We start from the raw sequence: 25,552 nt of genomic DNA, 5'->3' as shown, positions 1-25,552 counted from the left end.
AATTGTAAATTTAAGACAATTTAATGGAAAATAAAAACAAAAATATCATAATATAAAAAATAATTTACCCTCAATTATTTCAACCATAATCTAGTATTATATTTCTCTTTTTTTTGATTATTATTTTGATATTGATAATACCTCTGTGCGGCCATACCTATACCTGTGAATCCCCAGAGAATTACACCTTGCACCGAAGCAAATGGATTGCCCAAAGGTATCTGTGACAAGCTAGCAAAAGCAATGGCACGAGCCACCGCAGCAAAAGGATCGAAGCGACTCTCAGAACCTTGGAACAAACTAAAAAAAGATAGCAGTATCCCCCCCATATAAGGAAAGGTTCCCAGCCACCCCAAGTTCAAAAGTGTAGATAAAATAGCACTATCATGGGATGGACCCCCTAGTCCCTCACCTGTCCAACTTGTAAGCGCCTCTCCAAGGTATTGATTATAAGTTTCCTGTCTGGCCTCACCACTGTTGTCCTCCTCAAGATTAGAGAAGGTTTCAAAACGGGAATAAATAACGTCTGAAAACGGTTCTATGGTAGTTAAAGGAATAACTAAAATTATTGTTACCATGATCGTCACAATTATACGCATCTGAATATGAGGTTTCAGAGAATTAATCATAGCAAATAATCCCAATGCCCAGCTCAACCAAGTCGTGCGTTTTTTAGTCAAAAGAAAAGCAACGTAACCAGCTACTGTGGCAGGAATACCTAAAACCCCTTTACGGTCATTAACAAATAGCAATAACAACCCTGCCATCATAACGGTTCCAAAGGGTCTGTTGGCATTCATCGTACTCCAAACATTAATCAGTAGAGCATAAGGTTGTCCACCGCTAGCAAAATTTGCATTGATTAACCAGGAACGATCCCACTCCGGTAAAACTAAAAATTGGATGATGCCATAGATTCCCATTACCAAAACTCCCCAGAGAAAAACTCGCTGAATATTTTGGCGATAGCTGGGATAATTTTGCCAATTGACGAATAGGTAAAAACCAAATAGGAGTGGAATCAGCCATTCCAATAAGTCTAGTACGACCTGAATCGGTGATCGGTAAATAAGTCCGACCAAAAAGCCATAAAACACACCGATAAAAGAGAAAACAAAAGGCAAGCCACCTTGGCGATGAATCTTGGGCAAATGTTCCCAAAGCGTAAAAACTGTTACCAAGGTCACCAGATAAGGCGCGAGTAGTATCGGACTCGGTTCGGTAAAGCCACTTTTCCAATCCGCTAAGCGTCGGACAAAGGGAGTCAGAAACCACAACCACCAATTAAAACCGACAAAAAGAAGAGGCTCTCGAACATATAAAAACATTCCTATAGCAAAAGCTCCAACAGGAAAAGCGAGGTTGAGTATTTTGCCAGCACCTGCCAAAATTAATAAAAGTGAAAAACAGATGAAAGCGAGGATTACTATCCATGCTTGTTTCGATTGTTGGGAAACCTGAATGCCTTTTTCATGAAAGTTAGACATGATTTATTGCCGAGGGTTTTTTGAGGCTCCTTAACATTCCTTAGTACAGGGTACAGAATTTATGTCCAGGGATTTAGAATGTTACGTCAATTAAACATTGGCTAAAGATTTTTCCTTGGGGTGCAACGCTTCCTCATACAGCGCTAGTCGATTTTGAGCAACAGACTGCCAACTATAAGATTGTGCAGTTAAATAGGCATGGTGGCGTAGTTGTTCTAAATAGGAGCGATTTGTAATCAAGCGCTCTAACGCTTGTTCGATCGCCTGACTGTCACGGATAGGAATTACAATGGCATCATGGCCATCTCGGACAATCTCCATGGGTCCGGGTGCGGCTGTGGTAATTGGTGCTAAACCACATGCCATGGCTTCGATGAGGGCTTTGCCAAAGCCTTCGGAAATGGGGGTAAATAATTTAATCTGGTGTCCCTTTAACAGGCTAGGTAATTGTTCATGGGGATAACGGGGGACAACTTGGATGCGATCGCGTACAGTGGGATCAAAATCCCGATAGACTTGCTCGACGCTGGGGCATTCTCGGCATTCTGTACCGAAAAAACTCAGGTGGACATGAGGATAGCGAGTTAAAATCTTATTCAGTGCGGGTGCGCTATAGTGAATCCCTTTACGAGGAATGTAAGTACTCACTTGGGCAATGCGAATCACTGTATCTGTTGCCTCTGGTAGTGGCTCAAAGGGCAGATTTAGAAAGGCTTCGGGAATTCCATTGGGAAAAACATGAACCCGTTCTGATGCTACACCTAACTGTTCAACCACATACTTAGCTTCTTCACGATTGAGCAGGTAAATTAAATCGGCATAACGCAGAGAAGTTGCAACTTCCCAAAGTCGAAAGCTACCCCGATAGAGAGGATATATCCAACTCAAACGCAAGTTTCCTTGTTGGGCATCCTCAATGTCAGCCAGGTGTTTCAAATGTTCTAAACCATGACTCCTTGTCACCAGCATGGGAGACTTGTGGCGAGAGAGGCGTGGTATTTTTGCCCATAGCCAAGCATCACCCGTGGAGGCGTCTACCACATCAACGGGTTGCTGACGAGATAATTTGGCAATATGATTTGCCACAAATTCTGGAAACAATAATTCTTTGATTAGGGTTGGTAACCATTTGGGCAGATTATCAATAGAGTAGTAATGGACTTCATGCCCAAGTTTTTGATAGTACTGACCCAGTTTAATCGTACTCCCGGCTGATCCAGAATTTGGGTCGAGGGTTTCATGAATCGTTAGCAGTATTTTCATCGGTTAATTAAGTAATATGAGAATTATTTTTTATGGTGTCCATCTTGACACATCAAAACCATATTTGTCGCTGAGTTTATTAATGTCTTCTCGCAATTCATTGAATACTAATTTGCGTTGTTCTGGAGATATTTTGCAGTTTGTTTTTATTTTTCCACCCAAACTATTATAAATTATTTTTTTTGTCGAAACCGGAATTAGATTAGCTATAAAACGCAAAAATTTATTATTACTCATAGATTTCCACAATCGTTCATCTGTTAATCGTTGATTATTCGCGTTAAAAACAGTCCCTATTCCTTGAAACTCATAACTTGTATCTATATTCAAAAAATGACAAACCTTTTGAACCACACTTAGCGGATCACGTTTGAGGTCATCAAAATCTAACAATAGAATACTGTCAGGATCAAACCGTTGATAATATTCATCGATTTGTCTAGCATATTGTGATACCTCAATCAAATGCCGATCGATTCCTTCAGACAGAGGCTTCTGTGTTTCTCTCCATCCCAGGGCATGTCCGTGAGTGTAATGAGATTCTATCCGTTCCCAGGGATTTCTGAGGATATAAATAAATTTAAAATTCGCTTTATCTTTGAGTGTCGCAATTCGGGCAGCAACATTAGGACGTTTGGGAATTCTCGTATAATCGACTGACGCTTCCAGAGCCACTTTATGCTGTTGAGGATGCCAATCCCAAAGGGTTTGATACCCTTCAAAGCCTTCAGCCCAGCGTTGATCATTGGAGAAAAATCTTGGTTCTTTTTGACGGCATGGTGAAATCTGTGGATGCTGAGCTAAGTAAGCAAAAAGACTGGTTGTGCCACCTTTCATTGTGCCAATAATTAAAGCAAAATTATTCATGTTATATCGCTACACTAAACTCTTGTATTTTTTGATTAATTTATCGTTAAGATGATTAATGTCATAATCATTTTCCACTCGCAATCGACTGGTTTGACCGATTTTCGTCCAAAGCTGATGAGCTTCAACCAAGATTTTAATTTTTCCTGCTAATTCATGATAATTTTTCTCCGGTACTAAAAAGCCGGTTACTCCATCCTCAACTAATTCCGGAATGCCACTGTGGTAAGTGCTGATTACTGGTAACCCCATTGCCATTGCTTCCATTAAGACAACCGGAATCCCTTCTTGATCCCCGTTTTGACCCGTGATGCTTGGTGCTAACAAAATATGCGAATTATTTAAAATAGTGATAACTTCTTCCTTTTGTTTCCAGCCCAGCAGTTTAATTTGTTCTCCGGCATTTAGTTCCTTGATTAGCTGTTCTAGGGACTCTCTCAACTCGCCGTCACCGATAATATTATATTGAATATGGGAATAGGACTGGCTTAATTGGGCAACGGCCCGAATTCCATACTCGATTCCTTTTTTTTCAACCAGTCTAGCAATACTCACTAGGCGAATAGAACCATCTGGATCAGGATGCCGAGGCGTAAAGGTAAACTGTTGACAATCAATTCCCATGCGGTGTACAATAATTCTCTGCTGATCGCAACCTAATTGAATTAGCTGATTTTTCCAATTGTTACTGATTGGCATGAAAATGTCTCCTGTCTCAAAGAGTTGATCATAGAGACTATCCCCATATTTTTTCAGATGTCCACTGAGATCCAATCCATGAAATATCGTGCAGAGTTTTCCCTTTATTGCACCCATATCTCTCAAGTCCATGCCTTTAAGTCCTTCTGAACCAAAGTGGCATTGGATGATATCATAATCGGGACGCTTTCCCAGGAAAGGAATTACGGTGTAAAGTAGTCTTAAAGACGTTGCCTTTTTCTTATATTTAAACCAATTCAATGAACGCCATAACAGGATTGGATCTTTAAAAAAATTGGACAAAAATAAGCCGATTGCTTTCCAGACGCGCCTCAAGTAACTATCGGGTATTTGAGGATAATAGTATGTATGGCTTAATAGGTTATGTTTTTCTACGTCGGGATGAATTTTGCCTTCTTTCTTCGGTTTAGTGGCATAAATATCAACGTGACACCCCCTATCTATCAATCCGGTAATTTGATTCAAAATAAACGTTTCTGATAAACTAGGGAATTCGCCAACTAAAAAAGCAGTTCTCATTGTTTAATTCTCATTTTTTACTGTCAGTGTTTACCGGATAACTAATTGGCTAATTTATCACAAAGTAACAGACATCTTGAATCTGGATAAGAAGGAAATACGTGAACCTCGGCAAATTCGCTCTTTAAGACATCAATAAATTCCTCAAGTGTGTACCAAGAGTTCTCTTCCCACCACTCCATAGCTTTTTTATTGTTAACAGGAATTACTTCTTTTAATTCAGAATAAGGGATAAACTCTATTAATAACCAGCGTTTGCAAAACTTAAACAACTGGTTAAACATTTTGTCAAAGCCTAGTTTTCGCTGAAATATAAGATGGTGAACAATCGTTAGGCACATCACCAGATCACATTGTAGGCGCTGATCAGGAGAGGTGATAAATTCACTATTTAGGTAAGCATCCCTTGCTGTCCAGTCAATGGCTAGTGGTAGAATAGATAAATTATTTTCCTTTGCGTCGTTATAGAGTTTTTGCACACAGGCTTCATCATTATCAAATGCTACAACTTGGCTGCCGCAACCTGCTGCTAATTGAGCATACCATCCTTGATCACTATCTATGTCTAATACAGATTTTGGCTTCAATTCTGATAAAATCTTATGGACAGATTTTTGTTTCGTTGTCCATTCTGGAGACGGATCAAGGGAAGCGAAAAAATCATCGTAACTAATTAAGGAATTTATCTTGAATCTAGGAATTTGGATCTGCTCTACTTCTCGTTTTAATTTCCTTAAAAAACTTAAGCTTGATTTTTGAGTTTGGTTTTTATTAGTTTTTGATTTTACTATATTTTTGGCTAATTTAAAAACATTTAATGGGATATAATGCCTAGTTAAATCGATAATTTTTCTAGTATAGATTTTCCATTTATTGGCATTTACAGAATAAGCATAAAAAGCGTCTAATTGTTCTTTAACAATATAAGTTCTCGCACCGTATGAGTGCATTAATAAAGTGCGAGCAGTGTTAACATATTGATGTTGCATAAGGCTTAAAAAATGAATAAATGACAAGTAGAATTTTTTTGAGGCTTCCCCAGGCCAATAAAAATCATCTTCCGCTGAAACAATTGAGCAAAAATCTACAAAAATAGGTCTGCTCCAATCAAATAAAATATTCAAAGGATTAGCATCATAAATTGTCAGGTTATACTTGCCCAGCTCTAGAGTCAGATCTATATGTAACAATGTCGCGTCCTTGAACATGTCACTACACCATTCATGAGGATACGTGATAAATGGAATTGTTCGATGCTTGAGAATGAGACTGTAATCATCAAGTTTTAAATCAGATATTTCTGTTTCTATAATAAGGTTTTTGGTCATTATTTTTTGAATAATTTTTTCCTCAAATAATCTTCGATAAAGTGATGCATTGTACTCAAATATTCCCCGATATATTTGCCCATTAAATCGAAAAAGACGTCCATTTCGATCCCGAAAGGAAAGCGGATCTAATACAATATTATTTGCTACAACATTATCCATAGTTAAGCTCCCTTAAATTGCATTTGATGGTAGTTCCAAAGCTTGCCCTGCTGGGCTAACAACTCCTGATAGGTTCCCTGTTCCACAATCTGTCCTTGCTCCAGCACCACGACTTTATCTGCTTCAGCAATCGTCGATAACCGATGGGCGATCGCAATCACGGTTCGTCCCACGGAAAGCTGCTCTAATGATTCCTGAATTAGCCGCTCTGATACTGAATCTAGGGCGCTAGTGGCTTCATCTAGAATCAGAATATCTGGGTTGTGTAGCAACGCTCGTGCGATCGCCAGCCGCTGGCGTTGTCCCCCAGATAACCTCACCCCTCGCTCTCCGAGAACCGTATCAAAGCCTTCTGGCATTTCTTGAATAAACTCTAAAGCATTGGCTAAACGTGCGGCTTCTCGAATCGCTTTTTCATCGGTTTCTTGGGTGCCATAAGCAATATTATTACTTACCGATGTATTAAAAATAAAGGTATCCTGGCTGACAATCGCCATCTTCCGCCGCACGGAATTGATATCATACTCTGCCAAATCAATACCATCAATTCTAATCATTCCCCGGGTTGGATCGTAGAAACGCGGAATTAGATCAGCCAGCGTTGTTTTGCCAGCACCCGATCCACCCACTAAAGCCGTAGTTTTTCCTTTCTGAATGGTTAAATTAATGTTCTTCAATACCAGGGTATCCGGTTGATAGCCAAAATCAACAGCGACAAACTCAATGCCTTGGGTTAAGCCAGGAAACTGAACCGTTCCATTTTGCAAATAGGGTTTGTCCTCCCGTCTCAGCAAGTCTCTAAGATTACTGAGTGAGCCATGAAACTCACTCAATTTTACTCTAGAGTTATTCACCTGACGGACAATGGGCATCAGCCGAAATAGCACAAATAAGAACGTCAGTAATGAAGCAGGTTGTAACTGTCCGTTGGGAATAAAAATTGCAAACGCTATAACCAGCATTCCCACCAGAATCGTAATCGCGATGCCTTCTGATAAGGGAACCACTAAAGCACTAGCGGATGCAATTTTTTTTGTCGTTTTCACAATTTGATTGCTGGCGGCATAAAACCGCTGACGTTCAAACTCCTGAGTCGCAAATGCCTGAACCGTTCTAATTCCACTGATAAATTCGATCGCTGTTGCCACAAAGGAGCCATTAGCTTTTGATCGTTCAAAGGATACCTCTCGTACCTTGCCAATCAGGGTGGAGAGTCCAACGGCTAACAGACTAAACAGCATCAACGAGACAATCGTGAGTTGCCAGGAAATTAATAAAATGGAAACAACATAAGCTAACAACGTCGAACCCCGAGCCAGCAACACAGCCGTAATGTCAAAGGAGCGTTCGAGTTGCTTACTTTCAGTCGTCAAACTGTTGATCAATTCACCCGATCGCGTTGTCGAAAAATAACTTAACCTCAACGCCTGAAACTGCTCAAACAGCCGCTTACGCAGTCCATCAACTAAATTGATTTGAGCGATCTTACTATAAACCTGTCCTAAATAGGTCAAGCCACAACGCAGCCAAGTAACTAGCAGAATCAATGCTGATACCCGATAGAGTCGCTCTGTCGCTGGAGCATGAACCGCTAACACCCAGGTATCCAACCACTCAATTCCCGTTTGAATCGGGGGAGCGTCAGGATTAGTGAACCCTTGCAAGAATGTTAAGATAAAGCCGACTCCAAATCCCTCAAAAACGGCAGCAAGTAATGTGAAGATTACAGCCAGAACGGCGATGCGACGAAAGGTTTTGAACTCTCGAAACAGAAATGCATTCTCTTGCCAAAAACTGGTTCCTTTCAGGAACTTGCGGATTGGAGTCGGTAACATTAAAGACATCCCTATTTTCTTGACAGCAAGGGTGGACTACCGTCATTTGTCAAAACACTGATTTCACGGATTTATGGTAAAGATGGTGGTCGGGCGATGAGAGCTTATTTATACACTGATTACACCGATAATTTCGTTCTCTATCAAGATAGTTTGTCATTTGTCATTTGTCAGGGTTTGAGGAATATATTTGTTATTGGCAGGGCAGGGGCTTTCTGGCTCCCCCTTCCGTGCAATAAAAGCGAAGCATCCACTGTCCGAGGGGGGTAGGGAAGTCAGTTACCGTAGGGTGGGCAAGAACAACCAATGATATAAGCGTTGCTCGGTTTATAACTCTTGCCCACCCGACCAAAAATCACCCTATTCAGACTGGTGCAAGATGTGAGAAACCAACTACTGAGAGACTAACTCTCTTGCATAAGTCCGCCAGAAAAGCACCTCATCCAGCGCCAAATGACAAGGACTAACTAAACTCATCTCACCCCGGATTACATTAATCAATTGGGGCAGTTTGTTGAGTTTAAATTTACGTAGCCAGCGTCCTACAGGTTTAATGATCGGGTGGTCTGCTACCGTCGTGTTAAACTTAAACATTGGGAATAACTTGCCGTTTTTACCCACTTGCCACTGCTTAACAAAAATAGGTTCTGGTGAAGACTTCCGCATCAGCATTGCCAAAACTAGCATCATTGGACTGAAGCTGAGTAACAAAAAACCCGCCGTGCTGCTATTCATAACGTCTTGGAATATCTCCATTAAAGGACGACGTTGTTTCGGTAATCCAGCAAGAGAAGGAACATTGATAACAACGGGTTTTCCGGCTCGCTCACAAGCATCTAGCCAACGTTTCAGTTCAGTCTCTCCCAGTTCTTTATCTAAGGAAACGAGTTTGACAGGAGACTGTTTCAAACATTCTGTTAACCGTTGGTCATTCTCAAGCGCACTCAGACGAATAGGGTTAGCAACAGTGCTGCGTTTGACGAATAGCTGATCTTCATGCCATTGCAGCACCAAGGAGCTAGACAGGGAATTTGGGGATTTTGCGGTGGTAGATGTCATAGGATTAGAAGGATTAGTCATCAATTGCGAGAGGGTCATTGCCGTTGATAATTTCGATTAGATGAGCGGAGTAATGGACAATTCATCCACTCGGAGATAACGTTTTAGTTGAGACCCTTTTGGGGAAGTGTTAACTGCGATTAAAACTGTTTAGGCAGTTAATCAATAGAAGTGATCATTGAAGACAATAATTATACCGTAAACCAACGATGTTGCTGACAAGCTTGCGTTAAATTTAGGCTGTTTATTCATCTTTCTTTATGATAGTTCATATTTTGCCGAATGTCTCTAACTTTTTAGCCCAAAATTGATGAGATAATCTTATAAATGGTGTAAACCTCTGATGAAAGTTTAATATAAAAAACAGTCCTGATATAACTTTCACGAAAACTTTATAAACTTGATGCATCTTCACGTAATCTTTAAGAAACAGGGCTTGACAATCAGGGAACATTTCCCAATCAACCAATGACAAATGACAAATGACTAATTAAGCTCTAACAATTGACTTTTTTTGTGCTTCGTGTAGGCGACATAAGGATTAGCATAACGACTAGCGCCATTTGCCACAACGCCGATCGCGTTTAAGGGAGCGAGCAAATTAGTTGCCTCAGTTAGTTCCGATTGCGTCACCCGATCTAAACGGGCAACTAATATGACACCCTGACAAAAAGAAGCCACTTGCATGGCATCGACAATACCCAGAATCGGTGGAGTATCCAGTAACACTAAGTCATAACCCTGCTCAAACTGTGCGATTAATTGCTTCATCCGTGGGCAACTGAGCAACTGAACTGGATCAGCGGGTATGGGTCCAGCGGTTAAAATATCAATCTCGGCACCGAATAGGGATAGCTGCTGGGGAACCACCTCTTTTGTATCATTGGCGAGTATGGTTGCCATCCCTTGATCATTAGATAAATGAAGCTGTTGGTGCAGTGTCGGACGGCGCAAATCCGCATCAATCAAGAGAACCCGCTGGTGTAAGCGAGCCGCACTTAATGCCAAACCCAAGACGAACGTAGATTTTCCCTCACCGGGTAGGGTGGAGGTGATTACCAAGGATTTGAGTTTGCCATCGGCGTTTAATAATTGAATATTTTTGTAAATCAGATCTAAGGATTCCCGCAAAGGCAGGGATTGCAGCAAAGGCAGGGTTTTCGATTCAGCAGTGGACGACTTACTGAAGGGGAAGTGGATCAGCTTTCCATTCGTACTCAGGTGTGGTAATTGGGGCAGAATACCAAGTAAGGGCAATGCCACCCGTTGCTTCAACTGATCTGAGGTATGAACCGCATCATCCAGTGCTTCCCGCCCAAAGGCAGCAATCCCGCCCAAAAAGAGTCCAATCACCATCGCCAAGAGTACGTCTTGCTTGGTTTTCGGACCGGTTTGTTCTCCCAATTGGGGCGCTTCCACAACTTGCCACTTAAATCCGCCCCTAGCGATTTCGATACCTAACTCCTGTCGCGCTTCTAGGAGTTTTTGCAGGGTATTGCGTTCAACTTGAACCTCCGGTTGCAGGCGCTCATACTTGGCGATGAGTTGGGGAAAGCGACTCAGTTGCGCCTGGAGTTGCTGCTGGGTTTGAGCTAAACTCTTGTCCTTGGCTTCTAGAGCTTCCAGACTGGTTTGGGTTTCCGCAAGCTGACGAGACAGGGTCAAATCGGTTTCTCCCAGTTGTCCGGCTTGCTGTAAATTTCCTACGGTATCTGGGGAAGTTTGTCCGAGTACCCGATTGGCTTCTGCTTGTAACAATGCTTGCTGACGCTGACGCTTTTGCAGCAGTTGCTGCACCGTAGGATCAGCATCGGTAAACCTTACCCGTTGCTCCGCTAGCGCCAGTTCTGTCTTTTGCAGTTCATCCAGCAGGGTTTGGTAACGGGATGACTCACTCAAGCGGGAGGATGTCAGCGCTTTTTGGGGAGAACGTTCCAATTGTTGCTGTAATGCCTGATAACGTGCCTGTGTTTCTTGGTACTGAGCGCGAATCGTCTCTCGTTCTTGCTCAATCGTATTTAACATTTGAGTCACTGTAGTGGCTTGTTCCACCGGATCAATCAGGTTCTGACTTTGGCGAAATTGTTCTAAGGCTTGCTCTGCCTGGTTCACACTCTCCCGGGCGGTGGGTAATTGATTATTAATAAAGGCTAAACCTTCGGCGATGCGTTGCTCCTGCTGCTGGAGGTTGAACTCCTGATAGACTTGCTGAATGGCGATGAGAACATCTTGGGTTTGAACTGGATCATTGCTGGTATAATCGACTTCCACGATTTTCGTTTCATATTCTCCCTCCTCCTTACGGATTACCGATAACGATTCCTTCAGCATTTCCACCTCCAGGGTGGGATATTGGGGGAGGAGCAAATCCACGGCTTTTTGCAGGAGTTGATTACTTCGCATCAGGTTGAGCTGGGTGGCGTAGTCGAGTTCCAGATTCGATTCTTTTACCTGATCTTCAAAACCGGGTTGTCGATTTTTAGTTGCTTCTTTGAAATACGGCTCAATCAATAGCTCCATGGAACTTTCGTAGGTGGGTTCTTTCGTCAGTGATAGGGGAATTGCCATCGCCACAATCCCACAAAAAACACCCAAAAACCAAAAGCGGCGGCGTAGTAATACGCCAAACAATTGCCCGTAGCCAAACTCCGTGTCTGTTCCCTGGGGATTACTGGATGTCACTGTCACGATTACTCAACTTGAATGGATGAATTCAGAGACTGATTCGGTTTAAATCCACACACCTGCTCCATTAATTTACTCACCTTGGCAAAAAATACTTCTTGTGAGAAGTTACTCAGGGCATGGTGACGAATTTGGGCATAATCCCATGATTGTCGATTAAATTCGACGAGTGCGTCATAGATGGCTTCTGGGCTTTGTTTCTTAAAAAACACACCGGTTTTGTTCGGGATTTGTGTATCCAGAACACCGCCTGCACCGTAAGCAATGACTGGGGTACCACTGGCATTGGCTTCAATGGGAACTAATCCATAGTCTTCTAATGCCGCAATAATCACGCCTCGCGCTTTTGACAGATATTTAGTGCGCTCTGCGTCACTAACATAGCCGAGAAATTGAATATTTTCCAAGGCTTTGGCTTGAATCCTTTCTCGTTCTGGTCCATCGCCAGCAATCCGTAGGGACCAGCCTAACCAATTAAAGGCTTCGACAATAATATCAATGCGTTTATAGCTGATCATTCGGGATGAAACATAGAAATAATCCTCCTTGTGATCGTCAAAAATAAACTTGCTGGTGTTAATTGGGTAGTTGATCACTTGGGCTGGTTTACCATAGATGTCTCGAATCCGCTCAGCCACTGTGGTTGAGTTGGCAATATATAAGTCAGGGTCCTGAGCATAGTGGAAATCCAATGCTCTGAGCTTTTTACAGATTTTTTCAATTAGGGGAGAATAGAGTCGAAAATCCTTGTATTCCTTCAGGTAGGTTTCGGTGTCCCAGAGAAACCGAGTGACGTTATGACAAAAACAAATATGCATCGCGTCAGGACGTTTTTTCACACCCTTAGCGAAGCTAGTGGTGCTACTAATGATTAAATCATACTTTTCCAGGTCTAATGCCTGAAACGCGGGATAGTAGAACGGTGCCAAGAGTCGGAAGTTCTTTGTGGCTCCGGGAATGTTTTGTAGTCTTGTCGTGTTGACCGGGCGATCGCCTAACTCAATGGTTTCCTCCGGATCATATAAGGATGTAAATACGTCGGCTTCTGGGAAGTATTGACAAAGTAGTTCAAAAACTCGCTCGGCTCCCCCTCTCTGTGTTAAATAGTCATGAACTAAAGCAATTTTCATAAGGTTCGTTATATTATCCACTTAGATCTGTTTAATTGTTTCAGAACTGCGGAAAATAGGTAGACAGCACAATTATTTTATGTTTTTTGCTTTTTCCGTACCTGTTTACGCGAAGTTGCTTCAGTTGTTAACCTGTTCGGCTTTTTAACCGCCTATTCTTGACACTCAAAACTACTCTTACAGCAGTTCCTAACACGCTGTAGTGGCGTGATACCGCTAGAAGAGTCGAATAGATATGACTACATCGGGCGCAATAATTTATACTCCCGCCGTTTCTAAACGTAAGCCTTATCCATTAAATTGGATATACGACACATGTAATACAGTTATGCATGTAATACAGTTATGTTAGACACAACGATTTACTACTGCTTACTGTGTATTACATTAAGCCGGAAAGCACTGTAGAGCCTAGTTTTCATAACGAAGCTAAATTCGTAATTTCACTAAGCAACTGCTTACTGTACAGATAATGGAATCGTAAGAGAGGAAGTGACTAGGTATTTATCCTGGATGTATCATATCATGATTCTGGGAACAATTGTCAATGACAATCATTGAAAAAAATAATATCCCTACCCGCCACTCAAAGATATATAGCAATCCTATATAGGATTGCTATAGGTGCAGTTAAGATAGCTGCTGCCTTTTTCAACGTTGAGCTGAGTGCAACGGTCTTATGCCGTATATCATAAAGCTATATTGAAGTCAATGACCAAAGTAGAGTTGACTAAGTTCTGCCAAGGAAACATCGTTTTCCGGTTGGGGATCACGCCAAAACGGATGAATCGGGAGTTGCGGTACTCGACGATTGGTTTTAGGTGACGATAAAATCTGCTCAATTACGTTTAAATAGCCTTGAGCCGTACTCTCCCAGGTATAGTGATTTAAGACCAGTTGCTGAGTCCGTTGAGAAAAACTCTGCCACTCAGATTCATTACAGATTAACCGCTCCAATCCTCGCGCCATATCCGCCGGATCATCGGGGTCAATCAAAACCCCATAGTCTTGATTATCTGTCTGTAAGCTTTCTGTAATTCCGCCATTCTGGGTAACCACAACCGGTAATCCGGCGGCGGCGGCTTCTAAGGGGGCTAAACCAAAGGGTTCAAACAGAGAGGGTAGGGCAAATACCGAGCGGCGTTGGGCTAAAAAGCGATAGGTTGCGGCTAGGGCGGGTTGATCCGGTACGCAAAAGGCGCTAATTTTGCCCCATAAATTATGGTCATTCACCACTTCCCGGATTGGTGCCAATACCTTTTGTTCGGTTTGTTCATCCTTCACCTTCTCTTTTAGCGGATTATCTAACCCAGCCGTAATTAGCACGATATTGGCTCGTTCTTGCAAGATTGGACTATAGGCAAAAGCTTGCACAAGTCCTAATAGATTCTTTTTGGAATCTAATCGACTCGATGCCAGAATCACGGGTAAATCCCGCCGCGACTCAGCAATATCTCGCGCTAATTTATCTTGAACTAACTGATAGGTTGCCTCTTCGTTGTCAGAGCGAACCTTAGCACTAAACATAGTCGGGTCTACTCCCGGTGGAATCACCGCAAAGCGAGTATCATTATCGACATCGACAGCACCCCGATAAGCCGGATGACTATATTGCTTGAAGCGTTCTTGGCGAGTATTAGTAATGTTGAGTGCCGAGTGATTCATGCTTAAACGTTCGACAACCAGGCGGCGTCCAAAGAAGTAATAGTCGTTCATCTGTGCCAAATTTTCTGGCGTCACGTTTAATTTGTCCATCTTTTGGGCGCCCAGGGAATGGGCGGTAAATGTAAACGGTACGCCTGTTTGCGCTTCAAGTAATAAACCCGCCAGTCCCCCATCCGCGTAGTGGGCGGTGATGATATCGGGAATTTCCCCTTGGTCTTGATAAAATTTCAGAATGTTGGGTACCCAATCTCGAACTATAGCAGTCCAAAGTAACTCTTTGCGTAAAAATTCCTGGGCTCCGGCGGGTAAGCGGACAATCCGGAGATTTTCTACACCGGGATACGCATCAAAGGGTTCAGCAAACCCCTCCCACTCGGGATCAATGATTTGACGGGTGAGAATATCAACCCGGTGCCCCTGCGCCGCGATCGCCAGGGCGACTTGCTTGACGTATACAAGTTGACCGCCAAAGTCGGGATGTTCTGTAATATACCTATCCTCTGGGTCAAAGTTGCCTTGGGGGTTGAGAAAGCTGATGTACATTGTCTGAATGATGAATGGTGAATCAGAGACGCAACGGATGAGTTGACATCAGAGTAATGATGTCTGGATGATAAATGAGAGACGCAACGGATAAGTTGACATCAGACAAAATTCCGCTCAGAACCACTATCAACACCTAGAGGATAACGAGTATCAACGTACATTATAGGGGCTAAAGATTATGCAATCCGGTCAAATCCGACTCAACAAGGTGACAAAAGAATGGGTGATTTATGCACCCAGTCGGCGTAAGCGTCCCCAGGATTTTCAGCAAAAAAGTTACCAAAAACAAACTTCAGGGATTCTACCGCGAGATTGTCCCTTTTGTGCCGGCAATGAATATAAAGCTGAGAGAATTTTCCTAGAGATGCCCAGCCGACACCACAAAGGCTGGCAAACGCGGGTTGTACTGAATAAGTTTCCCGCCTTAACTCCCGATGAAGACAGAGAGCGATCGAAGGAGGGGATTTATTTAATGATGCCCGGTTATGGTCAGCATGAAGTAATTATTGAAAGTCCTGATCACTATCAAGATCTTGCCACAATGTCAATCGAGGACGTAGAAATTGTGATTGAGACGTATCACAAGCGCTACGTCTCACTCATGCAAGTCCATAAGAATATGATGGCAATCATCTTTCGCAATCATGGGATGAAAGCCGGTGCATCCTTAAGTCATCCCCATTCTCAAATGATTGTAACGGGCATGGTTCCTCAAAATATTCGAGTGCGAGAACAAGAAGCCCAGCGATATTACGATCAATGGCAACGATGTGTGTATTGCGATATTTTAGAGTTTGAGCAGCATCACCGCAGACGGGTGATTGCTGAAAATGAATCATTTCTGGCGTTTATTCCCTTTGCGGCTGATGTGCCGTTTGAAATTTGGATTATGCCGAAGGAACATGAAGCCGATTTTGGCAGTATCTCCACTATTGAAAAGTCCCATTTTGCGTTAATTCTAAAAAATGTCCTGACTCGGTTGTATGACAAGCTAAGTGATCCCGATTATAATTATGTGATTAATACGGCTGCCCGTTATAAAGCCGAAGAACCCCAGGTTCATTGGTATTGCCAAATTAGTCCTCGGCTAACGACTCCAGCCGGGTTTGAACTGGGTTCTGGGATTAGTATCAATCCTTCTTTACCTGAAATTGATGCCGATTTTTTAAATTCTTAAGTTTATTGGTCATTCGTCATACTCGCTTCGCGAGAAGCAAGCTACGTCATTCGTCATTTGTTATTAGACAGAGAATAACGATAAATACAGCCATTCCGTAACAATTACAACTGGAGCGGGGCGGGTTTAGTTGCATCTGGGTGAAGAAGAAACAATAATAGTAAAACCCGCCCCTACACAGATGCCAAACTACGTCATTTTTCCTTTATCATCCGCGATCGCACTAGGGAGCATTTCAGGGACAGTACACTATTTATGGAATAGATCTTTAACTGCCATTATTGGTTCTACAAATTCTCGGACTCTTTCTCGCGCAGTTCTCGCACGGCTTCCCGACTTAATCCTGTTGTTGCCGCGATCGCTTCGTCATCTAGTAGGGTGAGTAGCTTTTTAGCAATAGCGCGTTGTTCTTCTTTTTTGCCTTCTTCCCGACCTTCTTCCCGACCTTCTTCCCGACCGAGAGTAACCGCTCCTTGCTGATCATAAATAAACATTTCTCGACGCTCCAAATCTTCGATTTCTTCGATGGTTAGGTTGGCTTGATTGGCAATTTCAAAGGCTCGGTGAAGTTCCGGGATATTGTCCATATTTGTGGGAACTTCATCGAGCGATCGCGCTGATTTGATAAAGTAAATCCATTTGTCAGTAATCGTTTCTAGTTCTTCAATTTCTTTGGTAAACTTGGGTAATTCAACAAAAATCATTTCAATATCGTTTTCTGGATAAACATAGCCCTCCGATACTTCTCGATAAACGAACCGGGAGGTAAACGGATGGCGACCTGGGAACATCTCAAAATCAGTTAAGGTTAGAGCAATAACGGGTTTAAGCATTCGGTAGCCTTCTCCTTTTTGCAGTTGAAAGGCGTAGGTCTTGGCGGCGTTAAACAAGACTCTCTTCCCAAAGGATTGCACATTCAGCACTTGCATTTCAATGATTACTAGTGTGCCGTTTTTCAGTCTAGCTTTGACATCCAGGTAAGTGTCTTTTAAGCCTTCAACTTTCGGGAACAAGTTGGGATTAATGATTTCTAAGTCTTCAATAGTAGAGTTACCATCATAAATCAAGGCATTGAGAAAACTAATCAAAATGTCTTTACTTTCAGCGGAACCAAATATTTTCTTGAAGGCGTAGTCAGTTTTAGGATTGATAAATGTCATCGTTTGGGTCAAAACATGAGGGTTAAACTATTATAGCTTAGCTAGGGCTTCATGGCATTAAAACTTACCTAATTCCTCATATTGGCTTGTTCAAAACTGGCGATCGCTTCGTCTTCTCGTCCTAAATTTTTTAAGGCTAACCCGCGATTATTCCACGCTTCTGGGTAATCTGGCTGTAATTCTAATGCTTGATCAAAAGACAGAATGGCTTCGTCTTCTCGTCCTAAATTCCGTAAGGCTAACCCTCGATTGTTCCAGGCTTGGGCATAATTAGATTTTAATTCAATCGCTTGTTCAAAACAAACAATTGCTTCTTCATACCGCCCTAAATAATCCAAGGCTAACCCGCGATTATTCCAGGTTTCTGGGTCATCTGGCTGATTGTCTAAGGCGTGGCTGAAACTGATTAACGCTTCCTGATAACGTCCTAACTGGATGAGGGTAACTCCGTGATGATTCCAGGTTTGGGCATCATCAGATTGTAGGGCTAAGGCTTGATCATAACTCTCTAAAGCCTCTTGGTAGCGTTCGACACTCTCTAAGGCAATTCCTCGATTCGCCCAGGCTTCAGCAAAATTAGGTTGAATGGCTAAGGCTTGATCATAACTGGCGATCGCAGCGTCCCAGCGCCCTTCTTGTAATAATAAATTGCCTCGGTTTACCCAGGCGGGATACAAATTCGGTTGGAGTTCTAGGGCGTTATCAAAGGTGGTAATGGCAGCCTCTGGGCGGTCTAAATGCATGAGGAGTAATCCTTTATTATACCATGCCTGGAAATAGTCCGGCTTGAGGGTAATTGCCCGATCAAAACTGCTAATTGCGTCCTCTAAGCGTTCCAACTGACACAGAACCGTTCCCCGATGTTTCCAAGCCTCCGGGTGTTCCGGATACAATTCAACCACCCGATCCAAACAAGCGATCGCCTCTTGGGGACGTTGTAACTGCATCAAGGCGGTGCCTTGAATATACCAAGCATCCACATAGTCGGGTTGAATTGTCGTCGCTTGCTGACAACTGGCGATCGCGTCTGCTAAATGCCCTAATTGAAATAATAAATGACCCCGATAAAACCAGGCTTGGGCATAATCAGGTTTCAACCTTGTCGCTTTATCCAAACAAGCGATCGCGGCGTTGGGTTGTTCTCCCTGCATCAACGCCATTCCCTGCATGTACCACGCCTCGGCATAATCGGGATTAAAATAGGTAGCATTCTGGCAACTCGAAACCGCTTCTCGATACCGTCCCAAATTATATAATGCACTACCCCGATTGCCCCAGGTAGAATAATCATCTGGTTTAAGCTGCAACGCTTGATCATAAGACGCGATCGCATCCTCTAAACGTCCTAAGCTAAAGAGGGCATTACCGCGATGAAACCAGGCTTCTGGGTAATTGGGTTGCAGTTCAGTTGCCTTTTCGCAGCTTGTCACGGCTTCAGCATAGCGAGTTAAATGAAACAGAACCAATCCCCGATTATTCCAAGCTTCTGGGGCGTTTGCTTGTAAGGTAATGGCTTTTTCATAACTTGCTAAAGCATCGTCTAACCTTTCCAATCGATAAAATGTATTTCCTTGCTGAAACCACACCTCGTAATCATTGGGCTGTATTGAAACCGCTTGTTGCCAATTCTCTAATGATTCATTATAACGGTTTAAATTAAACATAATCCAGCCTTTATTTTTCCAAGCATTCAGATAGTTAGGATTTAATCTTGTGGCTTGATCAAAGCTAGTTAATGCTTCCTCTTGGCGTCCCCCATTCATCAATACTAACCCTTGCATATACCAGGCTTGCACATAATTGGGTTGGCAGTGAGTCGCCCGTTGACAACTGGCTAACGCTTCTTCATAGTGTCCCAAATTATACAGCGTACTTGCCCGATTTCCCCAAGCCAATGCAAAATCAGGATTGAATTGTGTCGCTTGGTCATAGCTAGCTAAAGCATCCTCTAGGCGTCCTAATTTAAACAGAATATTCCCCTGATTAAACCAAGCTTCTGAGTAATCCGGTTTCAGCGTAATCGCTTTCTCATAGTGCGTCAATGCCGCGTCGAACCATCCAAGATGAAAACAAGTATTCCCCCAATAAAACCAAACTTCTGGCATATTGGGGTGTAATTGGGCAGCCTTCTCAAAACTCGCGATCGCTTCTCCATAGCGCCCAATCTTAAAGTATTCAATTCCCTGTTGCAACCACTGATTGGCTAAATAATCATTTGTCATTTGTCTTATGTCTTATGTCTTATGTCTTATGTCATTGTTTACATCCATGACCTGATTGGTTGCCCCATTCTCAGATTTTCTTATATTTTAAAACTCGGTCAGGGCGGGTTTTGCACAAACGTTACCATCCATAACCACGCATAAAATCCCTAAACCCGCCCCTACAAACCAGGTTCCCTTAAAGGTCGTGAAGGGTCAACACTCAACACTTTTCCTAACGGCGATCGCGAAACAGAAGAATAAAGGCAATCACTATAGCTATCACTCCTGTGCTAATACTCCCCCAAAATACAGGAGTGAACAAGAATGGCGTCTCTTTCGCTGGGGGCAGTTGTTCGACCAAAACCGTCGCGGCGATACTGCTGACAATTAATCCGATACCAATTAACGCGACGGTTGTATTCAGCGTGCGATTACTTTTGGTTTGTTCAATACCACTCACGCTTCCAATCGTGCGAATCAAATTTTCCATCAATGGTAATCCGGGACGAAATGTCGCGCCATCCGTAGCGACTTGTTGCAGATATTTTTCATCCGCTACTTCACTAAAGTGGTTCAAAAATTTTAAATAGCTGCTTGTTTCTCGTTCCAGCTTTTGAATCCGCTTTTGATAATTTTCTAAATTCCCCTGAATCGTTGTTGTATAGTAATCTAGGTCATTTAAATTCATGGCATAATCTGATAATATGGGCAAGGTCTGGATTAAAGTTGATTGCAGTTCTTTTAAATTTAAGCCTTGAGCAGGAATCGGATTAGGCAAGGTACGGACACTGGCAACTAAACGTCGAATTTCATAAGACTGAAGTTTTAACTCTTGAGTACGACAACGACTTTGCCAGTATGCCCAAATAATTTTATGGCGATAGCTAAATAAGCGGATTAAATCCAAGTGAATATCATACATATTTTGCCGAATTTCCGTAACTTTTTTGCCAGCGGGAAACATGCAAATTATCAGATGATAGTTTTCCTGACTAAACGACTCCCAGTCTTGCTGCCAATTATCGGGAGAATGCCAATATTCAAATACCCTTGCCCCCAACAATCGTCCTTGTTCTCTAAATTCAGGAGTCCATTTAGAATTGGGGGTGAGCTGTTTATAACAGTCTTTAGCCAGTTGCTTTGGGTCTTGATTACTATCAGCAATTTGCACCGACACTAACCAGGTTTGACCAATTGTGCATTGCTGGGTGGGGAGCAGTTCCCAGGTATCCAACTGATGATTAATGTGAGACGCAATAATTTGCTTGAGTTTGTTTAAGGTTTCAATGCGTTGGGTCGCATCATTCGGTTGTTTCGTTTCCGCATCTTTATAATCTCCCGAACAATTAACTTGCAGGGCGTAAGCATCTCCGAGTTGCAGCGCTCGATAGTATCCATCTAAGGGAGATTCAAATGCCTTAATCAAGAGTTGGACATAATCCGCTTCGGGATTTTCTATGGCTGCTAATTGGTTGAGTTTGTCATCGTCTAAGTTGGGATCGATTTTTTGCCAAAATTGGTGGCGGTAGTGATGTTTTTCCGGTAGAGAGTGACCGAAACTCTCGCGCAGGTCATATAAGAATAGATCGACGGTAGGGTAGATTAGCTGAGTCGGTTTGTTCATCATTGATGACCGTGGGAACGGGAGTGAGGGAGATGGGGGAGATGGGGGAGATGAGGGAGATGGGGGAGCCGGGGGAGCAGGGGGAGCCGGGGGAGCCGGGGGAGCAGGGGGAGCCGGGGGAGCCGGGGGAGATGAGGGAGACGATGAAATCGGCAACAGTTTTTACCAAATGTAACGGATTGCAAAGTATAATAAAATCCAGAGTACACCGACAAGCACCTAATTAAAGAGTATTACTATCAGATGCGAGTTGCGATCGCTGGAGCGGGTTTAGCTGGACTTTCCTGTGCCAAATATCTAACGGATGCAGGTCACACCCCTATTGTTCTAGAACGTCGGGACGTTCTCGGCGGAAAAGTTGCCGCTTGGCAAGACGAAGACGGGGATTGGTACGAAACCGGGTTACATATCTTCTTCGGTGCCTATCCCAATATGCTACGGCTGTTTAAGGAGCTAGATATTGAGGATCGGCTACAGTGGAAAGACCACACCATGATTTTCAATCAGCCAGAGAAACCGGGTACCTACTCTCGGTTTGATTTCCCGGATTTACCGGCACCGATTAACGGAATTATTGCGATTCTGCGGAATAACGATATGCTGACCTGGTCGGAGAAGATCCGGTTTGGCTTGGGTTTGATTCCCGCCATTATCAATGGTCAGAAGTATGTCGAACAGATGGACAAGTATTCCTTCTCCGAGTGGTTACAGCGCCAAACTATACCGCCACGGGTAGAAAAGCAAGTCTTTATCGCCATGGCGAAAGCCCTGAATTTTATCAACCCTGATGAAATTTCGGCAACCGTGGTGTTGACGGCGCTGAATCGCTTTCTTCAGGAAAAGAATGGGTCGAAAATGGCATTCCTGGATGGTTCCCCGACGGAGCGCCTCTGTCAACCCTTGGTAGACTACATTACCGCAAGGGGTGGAGAAGTGCGATTAAATGTTCCGGTGAAGGAATTTTTACTCAATCCGGATCAGACGGTACAGGGATTTTTGATTCGGGGTGAACATGGGGACGAAGTGCTGACAGCGGATGCTTATGTATCAGCAATGCCTGTCGATCCCTTAAAATTAATCATGCCTCAACCTTGGCGAGAGATGGAATTTTTCAATAAGCTAGAGGGGTTAGAAGGGGTTCCGGTGATTAACCTGCATTTGTGGTTTGACCGGAAACTAACAGATATTGACCATCTACTATTTTCGCGATCGCCCCTTTTGTCAGTGTATGCTGACATGAGCAATACCTGTCGGGAATATGCCAACCCTGACCGTTCGATGTTGGAGTTAGTCCTCGCCCCGGCTAAAGATTGGATTGGTAAATCGGATCAGGATATTGTCGAGGCGACGATGGAAGAACTCAAGAAACTCTTCCCCAAACATTTTGATAGTGATACCCCTGCCCAGTTGCTCAAGTATCACATCGTCAAAACCCCACGTTCAGTTTACAAAGCCATTCCGGGACGACAAGCCCATCGCCCCTCCCAAGAAACGCCCATTGCCAATTTTTACTTGACTGGCGATTACACCATGCAACGTTACCTTGCCAGTATGGAGGGTGCCGTACTTTCTGGTAAGCTGACATCGCAGGTGATTGTCAGGCATCCTGAGTCGGGAGGGTCAAGTCAAAGGGTGTTTAAGCAGGTGGACAGTAAAGAGGTTGTCGGGGCGGGTTAAGAGAAAAATTCATTATCCTAACCCCACTATCCGTCTTTACCGTAACTATCCCAGCTAAAGCCCTGGAACTAAAATCGGCGAGAAGCTGTTTTTTGTCTATGGGCTGGAAGCTGGCGTTCCGTTGAACTGGGTTCTAAGACTGACCCGCTAAATTTTAGCGTACTTGAGCTTGGGTTCTGGGAAACATGTTTCTCGACTATAGGAGTCAGTACCATTCTTTTGACTTCTTTTGACGGTTAACTGCTATGACTTAATCCAGGATCTACTCCGCAAGCCCCTAACCGAATTACCTGCAACGAATGCTTCAATTGCCTAAATCTCCGCCCATGAGAAAGCTGGTTCCTGAATCTGAGGCTTATGAAATCTGTCGTCAGATTACAGCAAAATATGCCAAGACGTTTTATCTGGCTACCTTACTTATGCCAGAACAAAAGCGTCGTGCTATATGGGCAATCTATTTCTGGTGTCGGCGAACCGATGAACTGGTGGATGGTCCCCAAGCCCGTTTAACCACGCCGGAAACCTTGGATCGCTGGGAACAGCAGTTAGAATCTGTTTTTGCGGGACAGCCGATCGAGGACGCGGATGTGGCGTTAGTGGATACGTTGCAACGATTCCCGATGGATATTCAACCGTTTCGGGATATGATCGCGGGTCAGCGGATGGACTTATTCCGCAGCCGTTATGAAACCTTTGAAGAACTTCAGCTATACTGCTATCGTGTGGCGGGTACGGTGGGATTAATGACCAGTCCGGTGCTAGGATTTGACTTGGATTGGAGTCAAACGCCCTGGAATAGTAAGTTTGGGACGAATCCGGTAGAGGAAGCGATCGCGTTAGGGATTGCTAAACAGTTGACCAATATCCTCCGCGATGTTGGCGAGGATGCTCAACGGGGTCGAATTTACTTGCCATTAGATGAATTAGCGCTATTTAATTATACTGAAGAAGATTTATTTAAGGGAGTTGTGGACGAGCGCTGGCAGGAATTAATGCGCTTCCAAATTCAACGGGCGCGTAAGTTTTATACTTATGCAGAAAAGGGTATTGGGGCACTGAGTCGGGATGCGCGTTGGCCCGTCTGGGCGGCTACAATGCTGTATCAGGGGATTTTAGATGTCATTGAGCATAATAATTATGATGTATTTACGCAACGGGCTTATGTGTCTAAGGGGCGGAAGTTGCTTTATTTACCAGTAGCGTGGTTAAGGGCGCAGGCGCTTTAATTGTCATTGGTCATTCGTCATTTGGCTTTTTCATGAGTTCCTGGTAGGGGCGCACCGACGTGCGCCCAGAACACTATCTTCATGTTTATCCAATTAAGCACGAATTGGCTTATGTGCAAAACACCAATTGGTAATCTCCTGTCCCAGATTCTCCCATTGCGAACGTAACGATGGCTCAACCATATTGGCAACTTTATGTAGCGACTTTTTCTCAAGCCAGCTAATAGTGTTATCTAATATATTCTTTCCCAAACCCAAAGACACATGGCAAGTACATTGACTACTTGAATTGCAGACCCAATCACTAAGACAATGAATATCAATTCTACCTAAAATATTAGGTTCATTAGGAATACTGTTTTGCCAGAATTTACATACATTAGCATCAGTTTTACTAATTATATTTTGTAGTATTACACCTTCTTTGATATCTAAAAATAATCTTAAATCATTATTTTTAATCTCCTCTAATACTTTTAATGCTGCTTGTCTTTCTTTACTTTGTGATAATTCAGGTAAATCAGATAAAATGGAGATAGGTATTAAATTTTCTATTTCGCGTACATCTAAAATTATAAATCCAGCATTAATTTTATTGGAATTAGCTTGATTTTTAATTAATTTAGCAGTATCACCGAGACTACCATTTGGAGCGAATTGATCACTATCCACTAGGCAGAGACAAAAACGGTTTTGGTTTTGCTTGATTTTGCTGTACTCAGTGGCAATTGTACTTCCCCCGCCCCCTCTATGCTCACAAGCTAATTGTATTTTTATATTGTTCCATATCAGGTAAACCTTAGCGATTGTTTCATACAAAACTGCATCATGAGTATTTTCACACAGCAGTATAGTCTTCTGTATTATTTCGGAATCATTGAAAAATTTTGGAGGAATTTTAATAACTGTTTTACCCGAGTCAGAGCAAATCTGTTGTGTTTTATACTGATTGTTAATTTCAATGTACTTAGTTACCGTAGAACGATATGACTGAAACTTTGTGAAATTATTAAATGCTTTGTTGTATACAGCTCTATCTGATAAAGATAAATGTGGACATTTCCTAATTTTATCTAAAGTGGGTCGATTAGAAATTACTGCATGTTTACCCTCTTTTTGTGCAAGTGCAAGCATTTCAAGGGCTTTAATTATGTCATCAGACCAAGTATTTTGTTGTTCATCTTGGCTGACCAAAGAACTATGGATATCAATCAGCAT

The 25,552-nt window shown here is 42.9% G+C and carries 18 protein-coding genes; 4 read left to right on the top strand and 14 right to left on the bottom strand.

All coding sequences use genetic code 11. The annotated features are described in order from the left end of the window. Window positions 1-74 precede the first annotated feature (74 nt). From RIG27_RS22775 to RIG27_RS22730, 10 genes are all read right to left on the bottom strand, one after another. Entirely contained in the window at window positions 75-1,487 is a 1,413-nt protein-coding gene (locus RIG27_RS22775) for an O-antigen ligase domain-containing protein (RefSeq protein ID WP_446348970.1), read from the bottom strand. A 90-nt stretch (window positions 1,488-1,577) separates the two neighbouring features. Continuing rightward, window positions 1,578-2,750 carry a glycosyltransferase family 4 protein gene (locus RIG27_RS22770; RefSeq protein ID WP_446348968.1) on the bottom strand — a complete coding sequence of 391 codons (1,173 nt, stop codon included), beginning with the start codon at window positions 2,748-2,750 and terminating at the stop codon, window positions 1,578-1,580. A gap of 30 nt (window positions 2,751-2,780) precedes the next feature. Then, window positions 2,781-3,617: a sulfotransferase family protein gene (locus RIG27_RS22765; RefSeq protein WP_446348966.1), complete on the bottom strand. Its 837-nt coding sequence runs from the start codon at window positions 3,615-3,617 to the stop codon at window positions 2,781-2,783. Window positions 3,618-3,626: 9 nt separating this feature from the next. Then, complete coding sequence (locus tag RIG27_RS22760; RefSeq protein ID WP_446348964.1) at window positions 3,627-4,856, bottom strand: glycosyltransferase; 1,230 nt, start codon at window positions 4,854-4,856, stop codon at window positions 3,627-3,629. 41 nt (window positions 4,857-4,897) lie between these two features. Next, a complete protein-coding gene (locus RIG27_RS22755; protein ID WP_446348962.1) occupies window positions 4,898-6,346 on the bottom strand; it encodes a hypothetical protein in 1,449 nt (482 codons plus the stop codon). A 2-nt stretch (window positions 6,347-6,348) separates the two neighbouring features. Further along, entirely contained in the window at window positions 6,349-8,190 is a 1,842-nt protein-coding gene (hepA, locus tag RIG27_RS22750; protein ID WP_446348960.1) for a heterocyst formation ABC transporter subunit HepA, read from the bottom strand. A gap of 384 nt (window positions 8,191-8,574) precedes the next feature. Further along, window positions 8,575-9,240 (bottom strand): heterocyst development glycosyltransferase HepC, encoded by a 666-nt coding sequence (hepC, locus tag RIG27_RS22745; RefSeq protein ID WP_446348958.1) that lies wholly within the window; start codon window positions 9,238-9,240, stop codon window positions 8,575-8,577. Between the two features lie 486 nt (window positions 9,241-9,726). After that, window positions 9,727-11,928, bottom strand: a complete 2,202-nt coding sequence (locus RIG27_RS22740; protein WP_446348956.1) for a GumC family protein — start codon at window positions 11,926-11,928, stop codon at window positions 9,727-9,729. 2 nt (window positions 11,929-11,930) lie between these two features. Next, entirely contained in the window at window positions 11,931-13,055 is a 1,125-nt protein-coding gene (locus tag RIG27_RS22735; protein ID WP_446348954.1) for a glycosyltransferase, read from the bottom strand. 708 nt (window positions 13,056-13,763) lie between these two features. Continuing rightward, window positions 13,764-15,263 (bottom strand): glycosyltransferase, encoded by a 1,500-nt coding sequence (locus RIG27_RS22730; RefSeq protein WP_446348952.1) that lies wholly within the window; start codon window positions 15,261-15,263, stop codon window positions 13,764-13,766. A gap of 181 nt (window positions 15,264-15,444) precedes the next feature. On the opposite strand from RIG27_RS22730, the gene galT reads away from it, so the two are divergent. Continuing rightward, window positions 15,445-16,443, top strand: a complete 999-nt coding sequence (gene galT / locus RIG27_RS22725) for a galactose-1-phosphate uridylyltransferase (RefSeq protein WP_446348950.1) — start codon at window positions 15,445-15,447, stop codon at window positions 16,441-16,443. 287 nt (window positions 16,444-16,730) lie between these two features. Here the strand turns inward: galT and RIG27_RS22720 are convergent, their stop codons facing one another. The 3 genes from RIG27_RS22720 to RIG27_RS22710 form a co-directional block, all read right to left on the bottom strand. Continuing rightward, complete coding sequence (locus RIG27_RS22720; RefSeq protein WP_446348948.1) at window positions 16,731-17,603, bottom strand: Rpn family recombination-promoting nuclease/putative transposase; 873 nt, start codon at window positions 17,601-17,603, stop codon at window positions 16,731-16,733. Window positions 17,604-17,671: 68 nt separating this feature from the next. After that, window positions 17,672-19,825 carry a tetratricopeptide repeat protein gene (locus tag RIG27_RS22715; RefSeq protein ID WP_446348946.1) on the bottom strand — a complete coding sequence of 718 codons (2,154 nt, stop codon included), beginning with the start codon at window positions 19,823-19,825 and terminating at the stop codon, window positions 17,672-17,674. 214 nt (window positions 19,826-20,039) lie between these two features. Beyond that, on the bottom strand, window positions 20,040-21,434 hold the full coding sequence (locus tag RIG27_RS22710; protein ID WP_446348944.1) for a DUF308 domain-containing protein: 1,395 nt from the start codon (window positions 21,432-21,434) through the stop codon (window positions 20,040-20,042). On the opposite strand from RIG27_RS22710, the gene RIG27_RS22705 reads away from it, so the two are divergent. From RIG27_RS22705 to crtB, 3 genes are all read left to right on the top strand, one after another. Next, the gene (locus RIG27_RS22705; protein WP_446348942.1) at window positions 21,424-21,606 is read left to right on the top strand and encodes a hypothetical protein; all 183 of its coding nucleotides are present in this window, start codon (window positions 21,424-21,426) and stop codon (window positions 21,604-21,606) included. The two genes, RIG27_RS22710 and RIG27_RS22705, sit on opposite strands and share 11 nt — an antisense overlap. A gap of 68 nt (window positions 21,607-21,674) precedes the next feature. Next, a complete protein-coding gene (gene pds / locus RIG27_RS22700; protein ID WP_446348940.1) occupies window positions 21,675-23,108 on the top strand; it encodes a 15-cis-phytoene desaturase in 1,434 nt (477 codons plus the stop codon). Between the two features lie 299 nt (window positions 23,109-23,407). Then, complete coding sequence (gene crtB / locus RIG27_RS22695; RefSeq protein WP_446348938.1) at window positions 23,408-24,334, top strand: 15-cis-phytoene synthase CrtB; 927 nt, start codon at window positions 23,408-23,410, stop codon at window positions 24,332-24,334. 93 nt (window positions 24,335-24,427) lie between these two features. On the opposite strand, the gene RIG27_RS22690 is transcribed toward crtB, so the two are convergent. Next, entirely contained in the window at window positions 24,428-25,552 is a 1,125-nt protein-coding gene (locus RIG27_RS22690; RefSeq protein WP_446348936.1) for a hypothetical protein, read from the bottom strand.

It is taken from the genome of Coleofasciculus sp. F4-SAH-05 (genome assembly GCF_040222985.1).
Taxonomy (GTDB): Bacteria; Cyanobacteriota; Cyanobacteriia; order Cyanobacteriales; family Coleofasciculaceae; genus Coleofasciculus; species Coleofasciculus chthonoplastes.
Note: the sequence above shows the minus strand (reverse complement) of the source record. Positions and strands in the feature narration are given on the sequence as shown.